Origin of the sequence: Phytopseudomonas straminea, assembly GCF_900112645.1 — a bacterium.
Lineage (GTDB): Bacteria > Pseudomonadota > Gammaproteobacteria > Pseudomonadales > Pseudomonadaceae > Aquipseudomonas > Aquipseudomonas straminea.
Genome location: NZ_FOMO01000011.1, coordinates 105,458 through 121,478, shown reverse-complemented (window position 1 = coordinate 121,478; position 16,021 = coordinate 105,458). Strand labels below are relative to the sequence as shown.

Below are 16,021 nucleotides of genomic sequence, written 5' to 3'. Positions count from 1 at the left end.
TGTCGGCCACCTTGCGGCGACCTGATTGGGTCATGTCGGCTCGGCCGTGCGTCGGGCCATGATAACGGCTGCGACCAACGCGGCCAGCCCCGCCAGGGCGAATGTCCACTGCGGACCAAGGCCGTTCCAGCTGTAACCGGCGTACAAGGCACCCAGCGCGCCGCCAATGCCGGCCAGCGAGGCGTACAGCGCCTGCCCCTGGCCCTGCTGGCGGGCGCCGAAACTGCGCTGCACGAAGGCGATGGATGCGGCGTGGAAACTTCCGAAAGTGGCCGCGTGCAGCACCTGGGCGAACAGCAGCACGCTCAGGTGATCGGCCAGAAAGCCCATCAGCACCCAGCGCAGTGCCGCGATGGCGAAACTGGCGATCAGCACCTGACGCAGGCTGAAGCGTTGCAGCAGGCGCGCCATGGCCATGAACATCAGCACCTCGGCCACCACCCCCAGAGCCCACAGCAGGCCGATCAACCCACGGCTGTAACCGAGCTGCTCCAGGTGGATGCTCAGAAAGGTGTAATACGGCCCGTGGGACAGCTGCATCAGCGCCACGCACAGGTAGAAGGCCAGCACCCCAGGCTGCCTGAGCTGCTTCAGGAAACCACCCCGATCTGCCACCTGCGACGACGCCAGCGGCTGCGCATCCGGCACCCAGAAGCTGCTCAGGGCGATGCCGGTGATGATCAGCAGCAGCGCCCAGGGATAGACGTCCAGGCTCAGCAGATCGAACGCCTTGCCCAGGCCGACCACGCTGAGAATGAAACCGATCGAGCCCCACAGACGAATCTGCGCATAGCGCGCCGATTGCTCGCGCAGATGCGCCAGGGTGATGACCTCGAATTGCGGCAGCACCGCATGCCAGAAGAACGCATGCAGGGCCATCACCAATGCCAGCCAGGCATAGCTGTGACTGACGAAGATCAGGCTCAGGCTGAGCAAGGTGCACAAGGCGCCCAACCGCACGATCAGCAGGCGTCGGCCGCTGCAATCGCCCAGCCAGCCCCACAGGTTCGGCGCGATGCAGCGCATCAGCATGGGAATGGCCACCAACTCGCCGATGCGCGCCGGCGAGAAACCCAGGTGCGCGAAATACAGCCCGAGAAACGGCGCCGTGGCGCCCAGCAGCGCGAAGTAAAAGAGATAGAAGCCGGACAGCCGCCAGTACGGGAGGGCCGGCGTCAAATCTGAACATCCTTGCTAGCGAAGAATTGCCGAATCATTGCACTGCTTGCGCCCGGTTCGCGCAGGGTGATCAACGTACCGTTTTCATCTACCGTGAAATGCCCTTTGAAGGCTTCCGGCATGGCTTCGTACTGTTGGTTGACCTGCTCGAGGGTATCGCGCAGGCAGGCGTAGCCATAACGCTCGACCAGATACGGCAGCGCATTACGCCCCCTGAGCAGCTCGTACTCCTGATAGTTGTACGGCGTGGAATGCTGCCGCTTCGCCAGGGTTTGGCGAAAACCCTCGAGCAATTGCTGCAGCTGCTTCTCTTCGGAGCGCCGCGCTAGGCCACGAAGCGCATAGATTTTCATGTCCAGGTAGCGCTCTTTTCGATAGGCCAGAGCGAAAAACCCATCGAGCGCCTGCAAATCGAAGTCATACAGCAACTTGAGTATCTGTTTGCGCACATCGAGCTGCTTGCTACTGGTGTAGAGCGCAACGAGGTAACCGGCCCCCTGCTCGTCGATCTGGGTCGACTCCAGCGCGAACAGCGCATCGCGAACGCTCGAGATGCGCTTGCCGGCCACGCTGCGCAGCACCTCGGGAAATTCGCTCATGCCGCTCTCGCTTTGCACGATGCCAGAGCGCTCGATTAAAGCTGCGGCAGCACTGGCGTATTCACGCGCACGTCGGCGTTCTGCCCACGGTGACGCAGCAGATGATCCATCAGCACCATAGCCATCATCGCCTCGGCGATGGGCGTGGCGCGGATGCCGACGCAGGGGTCATGACGGCCCTTGGTGATCACGTCCGCCGGGTTGCCATCCACATCGATGGAGCGGCCCGGCGTGGTGATGCTGGACGTCGGCTTGAGCGCCAGGTGAGCCACGATCGGCTGGCCGCTGGAAATGCCACCAAGAATGCCGCCGGCGTGATTGGTCAAGAAGCCCGCCGGGGTCAGCTCGTCACGGTGCTCGGTGCCGCGCTGGGCAACGGCCGCGAAACCATCACCGATTTCCACGCCCTTGACCGCGTTGATGCTCATCAGCGCATGGGCCAGCTCGGCGTCCAGGCGATCGAAGATCGGCTCGCCGAGGCCCGGCATCACGCCTTCGGCCACCACGGTGATCTTCGCGCCTACCGAATCCTGGTCGCGGCGCAGCTGGTCCATGTAGGCCTCCAGCTCCGGCACCTTGGCAGGATCAGGGCTGAAGAAGGCGTTCTCTTCCACCGAATCCCAGGTCTTGAACGGGATTTCGATAGGGCCGAGCTGGCTCATGTAGCCGCGAATGACGATACCCTGGCTGGCCAGGTACTTCTTGGCGATGGCGCCGGCCGCCACGCGCATGGCGGTCTCGCGGGCCGAGCTGCGGCCGCCGCCACGGTAGTCGCGGATCCCGTACTTGTGGTGGTAGGTGTAGTCGGCATGGGCCGGGCGGAACAGGTCCTTGATCGCCGAGTAGTCCTTGGACTTCTGGTCAGTGTTGCGGATCAGCAGGCCGATGGCGCAGCCGGTGGTCTTGCCTTCGAACACCCCGGAGAGGATTTCCACCTCGTCGGCTTCCTGACGCTGGGTGGTATGGCGACTGGTGCCGGGCTTGCGGCGATCCAGGTCGCGCTGCAGGTCGTCCAGGGAAATCTGCAGGCCGGGCGGGCAGCCGTCGACGATGGCGACCAGCGCCGGGCCATGGCTCTCGCCTGCCGTGGTGACGGTGAACAGCTTGCCGAAGGTATTGCCGGACATTGCGCGAGGCTCCAGAGAAGTTCGATCCGCAGCCTGCGGCGAAAAGGCAGGCCCATGAAGAAAGCCGCTGAGTATACTCCCAGCCAACCGCCGAGATCACCCGCGCGCGAACCTTTGGCCATTGGCCAGCGTCCAACAGAGCCCATCACAGACCTGCCACCATCATGCTGCGAGCCCTGCTTTTGACCCTTTCCCTGTTTACCGGCCTGGTTCAGGCCGCTCCCATCCTGCGTGAGCCGGTCAGCCTGGATACCGGCCAGGGCGTGCTGAACGGCTCGCTGGTACTACCGCAGCGCGACGCGCCGGTGCCCGTGGTGCTGCTGGTGGCCGGCTCCGGGCCGACCGACCGCAACGGCAACAACCCTGGTGGCGGCCATAACGACGCCCACCGCAAGCTGGCCATGGCCCTGGCCCAGCAAGGCATCGCCAGCGTGCGCTACGACAAGCGCGGCATCGGCGAAAGCTTTGCCGCCACGCCCCATGAGCGCGACCTCAGCGTTGAGCGTTATGCGGCCGACGTGGTCGCCTGGGTGCAGCAGCTGCGCCAGGACAAACGCTTCAGCCAGGTAATTCTGGTCGGCCACAGCGAAGGTGCGCTAATCGCCACACTGGCAGCCAATCAATCGGGTGCCGATGCTCTGGTGTCCATCGCCGGCAGTGCGCGGCCCATCGACCAGCTGCTGCGCGAGCAACTGCGCAACCGCCTGCCGCCGCACCTGCGTGGCGAAGCCGAGGCGCTGCTCGAAGCCCTGCATGAAGGACGCCAGGTGCCCCAGGTGTCGGACGAGCTGACGGTGCTGTTTCGTACCAGCGTGCAGCCTTACCTGATTTCCCTGTTCCGCCAGGATCCCGCGGCCGCCTTCGCCCAGGTCAAGGCGCCGGCGCTGATCCTGCAGGGCGATCACGACATTCAGGTCAGCGTGCAGGACGCCGAGGCGCTGCATGCTGCCAACCCAAGGGCGGAGCTGCAAATCGTCAACGGCATGAACCATGTGCTGCGCATCGTGCCGATGGACATGGAGGCGCAACTAGCGTCCTATAACAACCCGGATCTGCCGCTTGCCCGCGGCCTGACCACCCGCCTGGCAAGCTTCATCAAGGCACTGCCGCCTGCAGATAACGGCAAGGCTGCCGATAACGGCTAGAACCGATCATGAGCCCGCCCTGCCAGGCGGCTCCCCAAGGAGCGCCAGATGACCGACAGCGAAACCACCGCCGTCGCCCCGCCGGAAAGCGAACAGCCCGCCCCTTCCCATCCCTGGGACGGCCTTGGGCCGGAGCATTTTCGCCTGCTGCGTCTGTCGCCCCTGCCCGTCGACCGCCACACCGGCGCCCGCCCGCTGCGCTTCGTGCAGCTAGGCCGTGTAGAGCGGCACAGCAAGGAACAGAGCCTGCTGCGCCTGAGCCTGCAGCTGCCCGGCCAGAAGGTGCGCAAGGAGCAAAACGTACTGGAACTGTGGCTCGATCACCGCAACAAGGAAGCGCGCTTCGGCCCTGACAGCGGCCTGAGCCTGGAGCCCCAGAACCGAGGCCTGGGGCGCTTCCTGCTGGCCCAGGCGGCAGCCTGGGCCAAACAGCACTGCGCCCACTACACCCTGGAAAGCGGCCCGCTGCCGAGCCGCGATGCGCTCAACGACGAAGCCCGCGCGCGCCGCGATCACTGCCTCAAGGCCCAGGGTTTCAGCGTCGACTACCAAGAAAATCAGCTCAAGGCCCAGTACAGCGCCTCGCGCCTAAGCGCTCTGCACAGCGACTGGAATGGCGAGAAGGTGCAGTTCATCGAACAGCTGGACGCCGCGCAGATGCTGCAACAGGCCGACCAGAACCTGCAGGAACAGGACGTGCAGTTGCGCAAGCAGCGCGAGCGCCTGGAGCAACTCAAGCGTGAGGATGGCGGCCTGCGCTTCACCATCGGCTGTCTGGTGGCCTTCTGTCTGTTCCAGGCCGGTTTGCTGATCTGGATTGCCACGCACTAACGGGTTTCCATGGTTGTTAAACAAGGGGCTTCGCACGGTTTGGGAACGTGCGGGACACCGGACTGGCAAGTTAGTGTGAGTACGCGGGTGGTTTTGGCGCTCAAGCGGTCTATCGGCTTATCGAGGTCCTACTGACGTCTCCGGTTTCGCCCTGTCGGGCGAGTCACTTTTGCGGGCAAAAGTAACCAAAACCCTCCGCCCGATCATCCGGCCCCGGCTGCGCCGGGATTCGCTCACTCCATCGCTGTTCCAGAGGCACGCCGCGAAGGGCCATCCATGGCCCATCGCGGCTCTCGCGGCATCCATGCCGCTCAACCTCTTCCACAACGATTGCGCTCGCCCTCCTGGACGGGCTCTGCGCGCGCCCCATTGAACCGAAGGTAATTCACGGAGCTTTGTGTGCTTGAAGGTGAGGTCAGCCATAGGCTGACCTGGGTGCTATCCCGTGCATCCGAAAAAGCATGCCCGGTCGGGCAGGTGCGCGAATGTCCCCTTCAGGAGGGTGAGTGGAATCGTTGCGTAAAGGGGCGCCGCGAGAGGCTTAAAGGGCCAGGAATGGCCCTTTAAGCCGACCCTCGGAGCAACGATGGAGCGAACGAACCCTCGCGCAGCCAGGGCCGGATGATGGGGTGCGCTTTCTTTTGCTTACTTTTCTTTGCGCACTTCAAAGAAAAGTGAGTCGCCCGAGGGGGCGAAACAGGGAGTTTCTGCACACAAAGCAGCGGCGTTCAAACGCCTAACGAGATGACACACTAAGTTGCCAGTACGGTGCCAAAACTGGCTTCCACAAAACTCCGCGAAAAACCAAAAAAGGCCGTTGCTCATCGAGCAACAGCCTTTTCGTTTCAGCTCACCGCCGCGATCAGACGCGGAAGTGGCTGACCATCTGCTGCAGCTGGCTACCCAGGCGAGCCAGCTCGACGCTGGAGGCGGCGGTTTCCTCGCTGGCGGCTGCGGTCTGCTCGGAGATGTCGCGCACGTTGATCACGCTGCGGCTGATCTCCTCGGCCACCGCGCTCTGCTGCTCGGCAGCGGCGGCAATCTGCTGGTTCATCGACTGGATGTTGGATACCGTACGGGTGATGCTTTCCAGCGAACCACCGGCCTTGCGGGTCAGCTCCACGGTGCTGTCGGTCAGCTCGCGGCTGCTGTGCATGATGTTGGCGACCTGCTGGGTGCCATGCTGCAGGCCGGCGACCAGCTCCTCGATCTCCTCGGTGGATTTCTGCGTGCGCTGGGCCAGGCCACGCACCTCGTCGGCGACCACGGCGAAACCACGGCCGGCTTCACCAGCGCGGGCGGCTTCGATGGCGGCGTTGAGGGCCAGCAGGTTGGTCTGCTCGGCCACCGCCTTGATCACGTCCATCACGCTGCCGATCTTGTTGCTCTCCTGCTGAAGGTGGCTCATCGCTTCGGTGGAGCGCGTCACTTCGGCAGCCAGGCGCTCGATCTGCGCGATGGCCTCGCCGACCACGCGATCACCCTGATTGGCTTCGCGGTCGGCATCGGAGGCGGCGCGCGAGGCGTCGGCGGCGTTGCGCGCGACTTCCTGAACAGTGGCAGACATCTCGTGCATGGCGGTGGCTACCTGATCGGTTTCCACTTTCTGGCTGTTCACCCCGGCGCTGGTCTGCTCGGTCACGGCCGACAGCTCTTCGGCGGCGCTGGCGATCTGGGTGACGCCGTCGCGGATGCCGCCAATCAGGTCACGCAATGTACTGCCCATGCGCTGGATGCCCAGCTGCAGCACGCCCATTTCGTCGCGCCGGGTCACCTGCAGGGTCTGGCTCAGGTCGCCACCGGCGATGCGCTCCACTGCCACCAGGGTTTCCTGCAGCGGGCGGGTGATCTGGCGGGTGATCAGCCAGGCCGCCAACACACCGACCAACAGCGCGATCAGCGTGGTAGTCAGCTGCAGGGTGCGGGCTGAGGCGGTTTCGCTGTTGCGGCGTTCCATCTGGATGGCGGTCAGCTCCTTGCTGATGCGCACGATCTCGTAGCCTTCGTCGGTCAGCTCCTTGCGCGCCACGGCGATGGTGTCGATAGCGGCCTTGAAGGCCATGACCGCATCACGGTACTTGTCCAGCGCCGCGGTAACCTGGTTGACGCGCTGCGGGTGCTCGGCAGCGAAGGCCTGGCGGAAGTCGTCCATGTCCTTGATGGTGGTATCGATCTGGGCCACGGCCACGCGCTCGGCATCGGCATTCGGGCTGCCGGTATAGCCGCGCACCTGGTAACGCACCAGCTGCCAGTCTTCCTTGGCTTTGGTAATGGCCTGGAACTGGGCGGCGCGGCTGTCATCGTAGGGCGGCAGGCTCATCACCGCCGTGTTGATCTCATCGATCGCTTCGCCAGCGGTCACCGCGTTGCGGGTCATCTCCTGGCGCGCGTCGTTGCTGGCACGAAAGCCACCGCGCATCTTGTTCAACGACAGCTGATAGGCATCGATCTGCGCGCCCTGGGCCTGCAGCAGGCGTACGTTCTCGGGGCTCTTGAACTTGGCCAGTACCTGGCCGTGCTGGGCCTTGAAGCCGTCGAGGGACTTTTGCACGGTTTCGGCGATGGTTTCGTCGCCGTTGGCCAGCATGTACTGCAGGCGGGTGATACGCAGGTCGGTCAAGGTATCGTTCAGGTGAGCGATATCCGCCGTCCAGTCGCTGCGCTGCACCAGGCTACCGAGGCTGGTCCAGCCGACCAGGGCAAGAATGCAGGTGAGCGCGAGCACGAGGCCGAAGCCCAAGGCAAGTTTCAGGGTGACGCTGATGTTCGAAAACCAGCTGTTCATTCAATAGTTCTCCGACTTTTTTAACCGAGTTAGAGCAGCTGGAGAATTGTTGTTGGACCAGTCTGATTTTTTTGCGGCAGGCATTCTATCGACCGCGAGGCAAATAACTAGAGGAAGGTGAAACGTTTCAGTCGACCAACGGCGATGCCCGGTGAGAGTTACTGCCGGGACTGTGAACCGAATCACGATTGTTCAACGATTTACAGCGGATAAGAGGCTGATCGTCAGTTTTCCGTCTGACCGAACTGTGGCGATATGCCACACCGTAATCAGGCCAATCGCCACACCGCCCCATCCAGGGCGCCATAAATGGCACGTTCTGGCATCGACTCGATGGCCAGGCCGCCAGTGAACTCACCGAACGCCGGTAGCAGAGTCGCCGCCGGCTCGATGCAGAAGCACGGCATGCGCAACCGGTCCCGCCCTCGCCCACGCAGCACGAACACCGGATGCAAGTGCCCGGCGAGCACGTGGCGGCCCGGGCAGCTCGTCAGCTCATGACACAAGGCGAACGGCCCCATCGGCCAAGGCTCGCCCACCACCTCGATACCCAGCTCGGCCGGGGGATCACCGGCACTGCGATCATGGTTGCCACGTATCAGCAGGATCTGCAGGGCGGGATTGCGGGCTCGCCAGGCCTGCAAGGCGGCCAGGGTGCTGCCACCGCGCGCCGGCCTGGCATGCAGGAAGTCGCCGAGAAAGATCAGTTGCCGGGTGGGATAGTCCTGCAGTATCCGGTCGAGGCGCTCCAGGTTGCGCGCCGTGGTGCCCTGGGGTACGGGCTGACCAAGTACGCGGTAGGTGGCCGCCTTGCCGAAATGCGCATCGGCGATCAGCAGCGCCTGGCGGGCCGGCCAGTACAGCGCCTTGTCGGCCAGCAGCCAGAGGGTTTCCCCGGCCAGCTCCACTGCCAGATGAGCTGCACTCATGCAGATCCGGCCTTGGCCTTGCCTCGCGGACGCCCATCCTTGCGCTTGCGCTCGCGGCGACGGCTTGCCGGTTCGACCTCGACCAGCGGAGCGTCCGCCACCTGCGGGCCAGGCCCGGCGGCGCGCTCCAGTTCGCCGAGCATACGGGCGATGCGGTCGGCGAGCTTTTCCGAACTGAGCCGCTCGCGAAAGCGCTCGACCATCAACGGGAACGCCAGCGGCGTAGCACGGCGCAAGGCGTGCAGGTTCAGCTGCGCGGCGCGCATGTCGGCCAGGGTGTGACGCAGCAGCTGCACGTCCAGTTCCTGGCTCAGCACTTCGTCATGGGCCTGGGCGAGCAACAGGTTGCCGGGGTCGTACTGGCGGAACACGTCGAAGAACAGGCCGCTGGAAGCCTGTACCTGGCGCAGGCTCTTGCCGGCTCCGGGATAGCCGCCGAACACCAGCCCGGCAATCCGCGCGATCTCGCGAAAGCGCCGCTGTGCCAGCTCTCCGGCATTGAGGCTGGCGAGCACGTCATGCAACAGATCGCGCTCGTCGAACAGCTCGCCGTCGAGCAGCTGCCCCCACTCCACTTCACTGGCGCACAGCAGTTCCAGGCCGTAGTCGTTGACGGCGATGGAAAAACTCAACGGCCGCCGCTGGCCCAGGCGCCAGGCCAGCAGGCTGGCCAGCCCAAGATGCACGTTGCGCCCGGCGAAGGGATAGAGAAACAGGTGCCAGCCTTCGCGCGAATGCAGGGTTTCGGCCAGCAACGTGCCGGGCGCCGGCAATGCCGACCAGTTGGCCTGCACCTCGAGCAGCGGCTGCAGCAGGCGCATTTCCGGACCCTCGAAACGGCCTTGAGCAGCCTCGCCGAAGCGCGCCACCAGCGCTTCGGCCAGGGTGTTGGAAAGCGGCATGCGCCCGCCATTCCAGCGCGGTACGCTGGCTTTGCCGGCAGCGCTGCGCTTGACGTAGGCGGTCATGTTCTCGACCCGCACCAGCTCCAGCGGGCGGCCGCCGAACAGGAACACGTCGCCGGGCCGCAGGCGGGCGATGAAACCCTCTTCCACGCTGCCCAGGGAACCGCCACCGCCGCCCTTGCTCCACCATTTCACGGTCAGGCTGGCATCGCTGACGATGGTGCCCACGCTCATCCGGTGGCGCCGCGCCAGGCGCGGGCTGGGCACCCGCCACACGCCCTCTGCGTCCGGCTCGACACGTTGGTAATCCGGGTAGGCACTCAGGGACTCGCCGCCCTGGCGCACGAAGGCCAGTGCCCAGCGCCACTGCGCCTCATCGAGGTCGCGATAGGCCCAGGTACCACGTATTTCGCGCAGCAACTCGTCAGGCCGGAAGCCACCGCCGAGGGCCATGCTGACCAGGTGCTGGACCAGTACGTCCAGCGGCTGATGGGGGGATTCACGGGCCTCGATACGCCCCGCCGCTACCGCATCCTGCAGGGCCGCCGCCTCGAGCAGTTCCACGGCATGGGTCGGTACCAGGGTGGCGCGCGAGGTGCGCCCGGGCGCATGGCCGGAGCGCCCGGCGCGCTGCAGCAAACGGGCGACGCCCTTGGCCGAGCCGATCTGCAGCACCCGCTCGACCGGCAGGAAGTCGACCCCCAGATCCAGGCTGGAGGTGCACACCACCGCCTTGAGCTTGCCCTGCTTGAGCCCGTTCTCGACCCAGTCGCGCACTTCGCGGGCCAGCGAGCCGTGATGCAGGGCGATCAGCCCGGCCCAGTCCGGCCGGGCCTCGAGCAACGCCTGATACCAGAGCTCCGACTGCGAGCGGGTATTAGTGAACACCAGGCTCACGCTGCTGCTCTCCAGCTCTTCGACCACCTGGGGCAGCAACCGCAAGCCCAGGTGACCGGCCCAGGGAAAGCGCTCCACCGCCGGCGGCAACAGTGTGTCGATCAGCGGTTTGCCGCCCTGCTCGCCGTGCACCAGACGGCCGTTGCCGTCGGGCAGCAAGACCTCCAGAGCGTGAGGCTGATTACCCAGCGTCGCCGACAGCCCCCAGATGATCAATTGCGGATTCCACCGGCGCAGCCGCGCCAGGGCCAGCTGCAACTGCACACCGCGCTTGTTGCCGAGCAGCTCGTGCCACTCGTCCACGATCAGCATGCCGACATGGGCGAACTGGTTTTTCGCGTCGGCGCCAGTCAGCAGCAGGGTCAGGCTTTCGGGGGTGGTGACCAGCGCCGTGGGCAGGCGCCGCGACTGGCGCTGGCGCTCGGCGCTGCCGGTGTCGCCGGTGCGCATGCCCACCGTCCAGGGTAGCTCCAGGCCGTCGACCGGCGCCTGCAAGGCACGCTGCGTATCGGCAGCCAGGGCGCGCATCGGGGTGATCCACAGCACTGTCAACGGCGCCGCTGCCGGCGCTCGTTTGCTGACTGGAGCCTTTTTCGGCGACGCCTTACCGGCGAAACGATTGAGCGCGGCCAGCCATACCGCGTAGGTCTTGCCGGCGCCGGTGGAGGCATGCAGCAAGCCGCTCTGCCCATCGGCGACGGCCTGCCAGACCTCCTTCTGGAAATCGAAAGCCTTCCAGCCGTTGCGCCGCAGCCATGTGCTGGCCAGGCTCATGGTAGCAATTCCTGCAGCAGCTCCAGGGTATCGGCCTCCTCCACGCCTTTGTCATGACGCCAGCGCAGCATCCGCGGAAAGCGCACGGCGATGCCGCTCTTGTGCCGGGGCGAACGGGCGATGCCTTCGAAGCCCAGCTCGAATACCAGGCTGGGTGTGACGCTGCGCACCGGGCCGAATTTCTCCACCGTGGTCTTGCGCACAATGGCATCGACCTTGCGCATCTCCTCGTCGGTGAGCCCCGAATAGGCCTTGGCGAAGGGCACAAGACGCCGTTCGGGATCGCCTGGTGCGCCGTCCCACACGGCAAAGGTGTAATCGCTGTACAAACTGGCGCGCCGGCCATGGCCACGCTGGGCGTAGATCAGCACGGCGTCGACGCTCAACGGGTCGATCTTCCACTTCCACCACACGCCGACGTCCTTGCTGCGCCCCACGCCATAGGCCGACTCACGGGCCTTGAGCATCATGCCCTCGACACCCAGCGAGCGTGAGGCTTCGCGCTGCTCGGCCAGCGCCTGCCAGGTGTCGCCGTGCAGCAGCGGCGACGGCATCAGCCGAGGGCTGGCACAACTAGCCACCACCTGTTCCATCTGCGCACGACGCTGGTGCTGCGGGTGGCTGCGCCAGTCCTCGCCCTGCCACTCCAGCAGGTCGTAAGCGAGCACCGCCACCGGCACTTCCTCGAGCAGCTTGCGGCTGAGGGTCTTGCGGCCGATGCGCTGCTGCAGCAAGGCGAACGGCTGAATGCCGAAGCGTTCGAGCTGCTCCTCGACCTGATCGTTGAGGCGCTCGGCAGGCTCATCCGCCGCCGCGGCCATCAATTCGCCCTGCCTGGCGGTCGCTTCCGGCGCGTGGCGCCAGACCACCAGCTCGCCATCGATCACCGTGCCATCGGGCAGCAGCGGCGCCAATTCCTGCAGTTCGGGAAAGCGCTCGCTGATCAACTCCTCACCCCGCGACCAGACCCACAGCTGGCCGTCGCGCTTGACCAGTTGCGCGCGAATGCCATCCCACTTCCACTCGATCAGCCAATCGCCGGGCGAGCCCAGGCTGGCGTCGAATTCCTCGAGCGGGCGCTGTAGCGGATGGGCGAGGAAGAACGGATAGGGCTGGCCGCCGCGCTGGGCGTGCTCGTCTTCGGATTCAGCGGCGATAAGCCGTTCGTAGGACGCCGCCGTGGGCCGGTTCGACAGGTCGGTATAGCCGACCAGGCGCTGGGCGACGCGCTTGGCGTCCACCTCGGCGATGGCCGCCAGGGCACGGGTGACCAGCAGCTTGGAAACCCCGACCCGGAATGCGCCGGTGATCAGCTTGATGCTGACCATCAGCGATGGCCGGTCGAGCTGCGCCCACAGGGCGTCCAGGCGCATCGCCAGTTCATCGGGCGGCAGGTCGCGCAACGGCAGCAGCTTCTGCTCGACCCACACCGCCAGGCCGTCTGTAGAGGTCGAGGTGGCCTCGGGCAACAACAGTGCGATGGTTTCCGCCAGGTCGCCCACCGCCGAATAGCTTTCCTCGAACAACCACTCGGACAAGCCGGCGCGCTGCATCGCCAGTTCGCGCAGTTGCCGCGAAGGCACCAGTTGCCGAGGCCGTCCACCGGCCAGAAAGTACACGGCCCAGGCGGCATCGGCCGGCTCGGCATCGCGCAGGTAATCCTGCAGGGCAGCGAGCTTGGCGTTGCTCGAGGTGGTGGCGTCGAGGCGCGCATACAGCTGCGCGAAGGCGATCATGAACTCGGCTCCACGGCCGCGTCGTCTTCCTCGCCGTATTCGGTGGCGAACGCTTGGGCATCCAGGCCCTGTTCGCGCAGATGGCGAACGAGAATGTTCACCGAACCGTGGGTAACCATCACCCGCTCGGCGCCGGTCTGCTCGATGGCCCACAGCAGGCCCGGCCAGTCGGCGTGGTCGGACAGCACGAAACCGCGGTCCACGCCACGGCGCCGACGCGTGCCGCGCAGCAACATCCAGCCACTGGCGAAGGCATCGCTGTAATCGCCGAAACGGCGTATCCAGGTGCTGCCGCCAGCCGACGGCGGTGCCAGGACCAGCGCCTGGCGCAGCAGCGGGTCGCCCTTTGGCACATCACCGGCATAGCGCGTTTCGGGCAGGTAAACGCCAGCATCGCGATACACCTGATGCAGCGGTTCCATGGAGCCATGACCGAGGATCGGCCCGATGCTTTCGTCGATGCCATGCAGGATGCGCTGCGCCTTGCCAAAGGCGTAGCAGAACAGCACGCTGGCGCGCCCGGCCTGCTGGTTCTGGCGCCACCAGTCGTTGATGCCGGCGAAGATCTGCGCCTGGGGCTGCCAGCGGTAGATCGGCAGACCGAAAGTCGACTCGGTGATGAAGGTATGGCAACGCACCGGCTCGAACGGGTCGCAGGTGCCGTCCGGCTCGACCTTGTAGTCGCCCGAGGCGACCCAGACTTCGCCCCGGTACTCCAGGCGCACCTGGGCCGATCCCAGCACGTGGCCGGCGGGATGGAAGCTCAGGGTCACGCCATGGTGGTCGATGGTTTCGCCGTAGGCCAGGGTCTGCAAATTGATGTCGCGACCCAGGCGCGTGCGCAGAATACCCTCACCCGGCGCTGCGGCCAGATAATGGGCGCTGCCGGTGCGCGCATGGTCACCATGGCCGTGGGTGATGACGGCGCGCTCGACGGGGCGCCAGGGGTCGATATAGAAATCTCCGGGAGGACAGTACAGGCCTTCGGGCCGTGCAATCACCAGATCCAAGCAGGCGGCCTCCGCAAATAACAATGAGGGGGGGGTAAAGCGAGTATTGCCTGAGTCGAGCCGCCGCCAGCGGTGTTTGCCGCTGGCGACGGCGCCTGCATCAGCGATGCAGGCGCTGGCTCATATGTAGCCCAGTAGTAACAGCACCAGCACGATGACCAGCACCAGACCGAGGCCGCCGGTCGGGCCGTAGCCCCAGCTGCGGCTGTGCGGCCATGCCGGGATGGCACCAATCAGCATCAGGATCAGAATGATCAGCAGTATGGTTCCCAAGCCCATGGCTATCTCCTTGCTCGTCTGTCGGCGGCCGCCGGTTAGCGACGCACCTGGCTTCGGAAGCCTGGATAAGGCGTTCCGTTCGGATTGCAGGGCATGGCGCTACGGCGAAGCCAGCGTCTGGCAGAGCGCTCGACGCAGCGCCATGCCCTACACCTTTTACGACTTGGCCGGGAAACGGAAAGTGCAAACTTTTAATGACCGGGCCCAGAAGCCCGGTCAGAACACGGTAGGAGACGGGCGTTGCTAATCGGCCAGGGCGAAGCACGCGGCCCGCTCGATCAGCTCGTTATCAGGGCGCACGCCGGTGTACAGCACGAACTGCTCGACGGCCTGCAGCACGATCACTTCGCCGCCGGTGATCACTGGCTTGCCCAGGGAGCGGGCCAGGCGGATCAGCGGGGTTTCCACCGGTACCGCGACCACGTCGAAAACCCACTGCGCCGCCGCCACCGCCTGCTCGCTGAAGGCCAACTGTTCGGCCTCGGCGCCACGCATGCCCAGTGGCGTGACGTTGACCAGCAACTGCGCCGGTTCGTCGTCCAACGCCTCGCGCCAGTGCACACCGCACTGCTCGGCCAGCGCCCTGCCCGCCGCCTCGTTTCGGGCGACGATGCAACCGTCGGCGAAGCCGCTGTCGCGCAATGCGCAGGCCACGGCCTTGGCCATGCCGCCGCTACCACGCAAGGCATAGCGGCTGGCCGCAGGCACGCCGTGTTTCTGGAGCAGTTTCACCACCGCGCTGTAGTCGGTGTTGTAGCCGGTCAGCCGGCCATCATCGGCAACGATGGTGTTGACCGACTGCAGGGTCGCCGCCGAGTCGTGCAAGCCATCGAGGTGCTCGATGCAGGCCTCCTTGAACGGCATCGACACCGCACAGCCGCGTACGCCAAGGGCACGGATGCCGCCGATGGCCGCCGGCAGATCGCTGGTGGTGAACGCTTTGTACAGGTAATCCAGCTCCAGCTCGCGGTACAGGTAGTTCTGAAAACGCGTGCCGAAGTTACCGGGCCGCCCGGACAGCGACATGCACAGGCGAGTGTCTTTGCTGATGCGCAGGGTCATTCGGAACCTCGGAAATAGAGACGCCGGCGCGACGGAGGCATCGAGCCGGCGACAGAAAAATGGTCATGCAGGCCCGCACGTGGCGGGCCGTGATTCAGCCCAGCAGCGCCAGGGCGTCGGCACTGGCCTGGCGTACGGCGTCCCAGCCTTTGCTGCTGTCGAGCATCCAGCTGCCGCCCACGCACATCACGTTCGCCAGCGCCATGTACTTTTGCACGTTGGCCGGGCCGACACCACCGGTCGGGCAGAAGCGGATATCGCCAAACGGTCCGCCCAGCGCCTTGAGCGCGGCGGTACCGCCACAGACCTCGGCCGGGAACAGCTTGAAGCGGCGATAGCCCAGGGCATAGCCGACCATGATCTCCGAGGCACTGGCCACGCCCGGCAGCATCGGCACCTGGCTCTGCAGCGCGGCGCGCAGCAGTTCGTCAGTAGAACCGGGGCTGACGATGAACTGGGCGCCGGCATCCTCCACCGCTTCGAGCATGTGGCGATCGAGCACCGTGCCGGCGCCCACGCACAGATGCGGGCGTTCTTCACGCAGGCGGCGAATGGCGGTCAGGCCATGGGGCGAGCGCAGGGTGATTTCCAGCACCTGCAGGCCGCCGGCATCCAGGGCGTCGGCCAGCGGCAGGATGTCTTCCTCACGGGCGATGGTGATCACCGGCATGATCCGCGCACGGGCGCAGAGCGCGTCGATGCTTTCGATCTTTTCCGCCATGGTCGGGGCTGGACGGCTGATGGCTTGTGTCATGGTCGTGTT

13 protein-coding genes are annotated in these 16,021 nt (G+C 65.5%); 2 read left to right on the top strand and 11 right to left on the bottom strand.

Going from position 1 to position 16,021, the window contains the following annotated elements:
• Positions 1–30: 30 nt before the first annotated feature.
• The 3 genes from BM279_RS20835 to aroC are packed head-to-tail and all read right to left on the bottom strand — an operon-like array spanning position 31 to position 2,905.
• Positions 31–1,179, bottom strand: a complete 1,149-nt coding sequence (locus BM279_RS20835) for an MFS transporter (RefSeq protein ID WP_093506964.1) — start codon at positions 1,177–1,179, stop codon at positions 31–33.
• On the bottom strand, positions 1,176–1,778 hold the full coding sequence (locus BM279_RS23470) for a hypothetical protein (RefSeq protein WP_208604554.1): 603 nt from the start codon (positions 1,776–1,778) through the stop codon (positions 1,176–1,178). The genes BM279_RS20835 and BM279_RS23470 overlap by 4 nt, the downstream gene beginning before the upstream one ends.
• A gap of 35 nt (positions 1,779–1,813) precedes the next feature.
• The gene (gene aroC, locus BM279_RS20825) at positions 1,814–2,905 is read right to left on the bottom strand and encodes a chorismate synthase (RefSeq protein WP_093506962.1); all 1,092 of its coding nucleotides are present in this window, start codon (positions 2,903–2,905) and stop codon (positions 1,814–1,816) included.
• Positions 2,906–3,069: 164 nt separating this feature from the next.
• Here aroC and BM279_RS20820 point away from each other — a divergent pair, with 164 nt between their 5' ends.
• Positions 3,070–4,050, top strand: coding sequence for an alpha/beta hydrolase (locus BM279_RS20820; protein ID WP_093506959.1), 981 nt, complete (start codon positions 3,070–3,072; stop codon positions 4,048–4,050).
• Positions 4,051–4,098: 48 nt separating this feature from the next.
• Positions 4,099–4,881, top strand: a complete 783-nt coding sequence (locus tag BM279_RS20815) for a hypothetical protein (protein WP_093506956.1) — start codon at positions 4,099–4,101, stop codon at positions 4,879–4,881.
• 862 nt (positions 4,882–5,743) lie between these two features.
• Here the strand turns inward: BM279_RS20815 and BM279_RS20805 are convergent.
• From BM279_RS20805 to BM279_RS20765, 8 genes are all read right to left on the bottom strand, one after another.
• Complete coding sequence (locus BM279_RS20805; protein ID WP_093506953.1) at positions 5,744–7,666, bottom strand: methyl-accepting chemotaxis protein; 1,923 nt, start codon at positions 7,664–7,666, stop codon at positions 5,744–5,746.
• A 269-nt stretch (positions 7,667–7,935) separates the two neighbouring features.
• A complete protein-coding gene (gene pdeM / locus BM279_RS20800; RefSeq protein ID WP_093506951.1) occupies positions 7,936–8,595 on the bottom strand; it encodes a ligase-associated DNA damage response endonuclease PdeM in 660 nt (219 codons plus the stop codon).
• Entirely contained in the window at positions 8,592–11,171 is a 2,580-nt protein-coding gene (locus tag BM279_RS20795; protein ID WP_093506949.1) for a ligase-associated DNA damage response DEXH box helicase, read from the bottom strand. The genes pdeM and BM279_RS20795 overlap by 4 nt, the downstream gene beginning before the upstream one ends.
• Entirely contained in the window at positions 11,168–12,907 is a 1,740-nt protein-coding gene (locus tag BM279_RS20790) for an ATP-dependent DNA ligase (RefSeq protein WP_093506947.1), read from the bottom strand. The genes BM279_RS20795 and BM279_RS20790 overlap by 4 nt, the downstream gene beginning before the upstream one ends.
• Complete coding sequence (locus BM279_RS20785) at positions 12,904–13,917, bottom strand: ligase-associated DNA damage response exonuclease (RefSeq protein ID WP_093506945.1); 1,014 nt, start codon at positions 13,915–13,917, stop codon at positions 12,904–12,906. Before BM279_RS20785 ends, BM279_RS20790 begins: the two co-directional genes overlap by 4 nt.
• A 120-nt stretch (positions 13,918–14,037) precedes the next feature.
• Entirely contained in the window at positions 14,038–14,196 is a 159-nt protein-coding gene (locus tag BM279_RS20780; RefSeq protein WP_004373322.1) for a DUF3309 family protein, read from the bottom strand.
• 243 nt (positions 14,197–14,439) lie between these two features.
• Positions 14,440–15,258 carry a shikimate 5-dehydrogenase gene (locus BM279_RS20770; RefSeq protein ID WP_093506941.1) on the bottom strand — a complete coding sequence of 273 codons (819 nt, stop codon included), beginning with the start codon at positions 15,256–15,258 and terminating at the stop codon, positions 14,440–14,442.
• Positions 15,259–15,352: 94 nt separating this feature from the next.
• Positions 15,353–16,012 carry a bifunctional 4-hydroxy-2-oxoglutarate aldolase/2-dehydro-3-deoxy-phosphogluconate aldolase gene (locus BM279_RS20765; RefSeq protein WP_093506939.1) on the bottom strand — a complete coding sequence of 220 codons (660 nt, stop codon included), beginning with the start codon at positions 16,010–16,012 and terminating at the stop codon, positions 15,353–15,355.
• Positions 16,013–16,021 lie beyond the last annotated feature (9 nt).

Coding starts and splice junctions, on each gene's coding strand:
- BM279_RS23470 (WP_208604554.1), bottom strand. CDS start 1,778: ATGAGCGAATTTCCCGAGGTGCTGCGCAGCGTGGCCGGCAAGCGCATC.
- aroC (WP_093506962.1), bottom strand. CDS start 2,905: ATGTCCGGCAATACCTTCGGCAAGCTGTTCACCGTCACCACGGCAGGC.
- BM279_RS20820 (WP_093506959.1), top strand. CDS start 3,070: ATGCTGCGAGCCCTGCTTTTGACCCTTTCCCTGTTTACCGGCCTGGTT.
- BM279_RS20815 (WP_093506956.1), top strand. CDS start 4,099: ATGACCGACAGCGAAACCACCGCCGTCGCCCCGCCGGAAAGCGAACAG.
- BM279_RS20805 (WP_093506953.1), bottom strand. CDS start 7,666: ATGAACAGCTGGTTTTCGAACATCAGCGTCACCCTGAAACTTGCCTTG.
- pdeM (WP_093506951.1), bottom strand. CDS start 8,595: ATGAGTGCAGCTCATCTGGCAGTGGAGCTGGCCGGGGAAACCCTCTGG.
- BM279_RS20795 (WP_093506949.1), bottom strand. CDS start 11,171: ATGAGCCTGGCCAGCACATGGCTGCGGCGCAACGGCTGGAAGGCTTTC.
- BM279_RS20790 (WP_093506947.1), bottom strand. CDS start 12,907: ATGATCGCCTTCGCGCAGCTGTATGCGCGCCTCGACGCCACCACCTCG.
- BM279_RS20780 (WP_004373322.1), bottom strand. CDS start 14,196: ATGGGCTTGGGAACCATACTGCTGATCATTCTGATCCTGATGCTGATT.
- BM279_RS20770 (WP_093506941.1), bottom strand. CDS start 15,258: ATGACCCTGCGCATCAGCAAAGACACTCGCCTGTGCATGTCGCTGTCC.
- BM279_RS20765 (WP_093506939.1), bottom strand. CDS start 16,012: ATGACACAAGCCATCAGCCGTCCAGCCCCGACCATGGCGGAAAAGATC.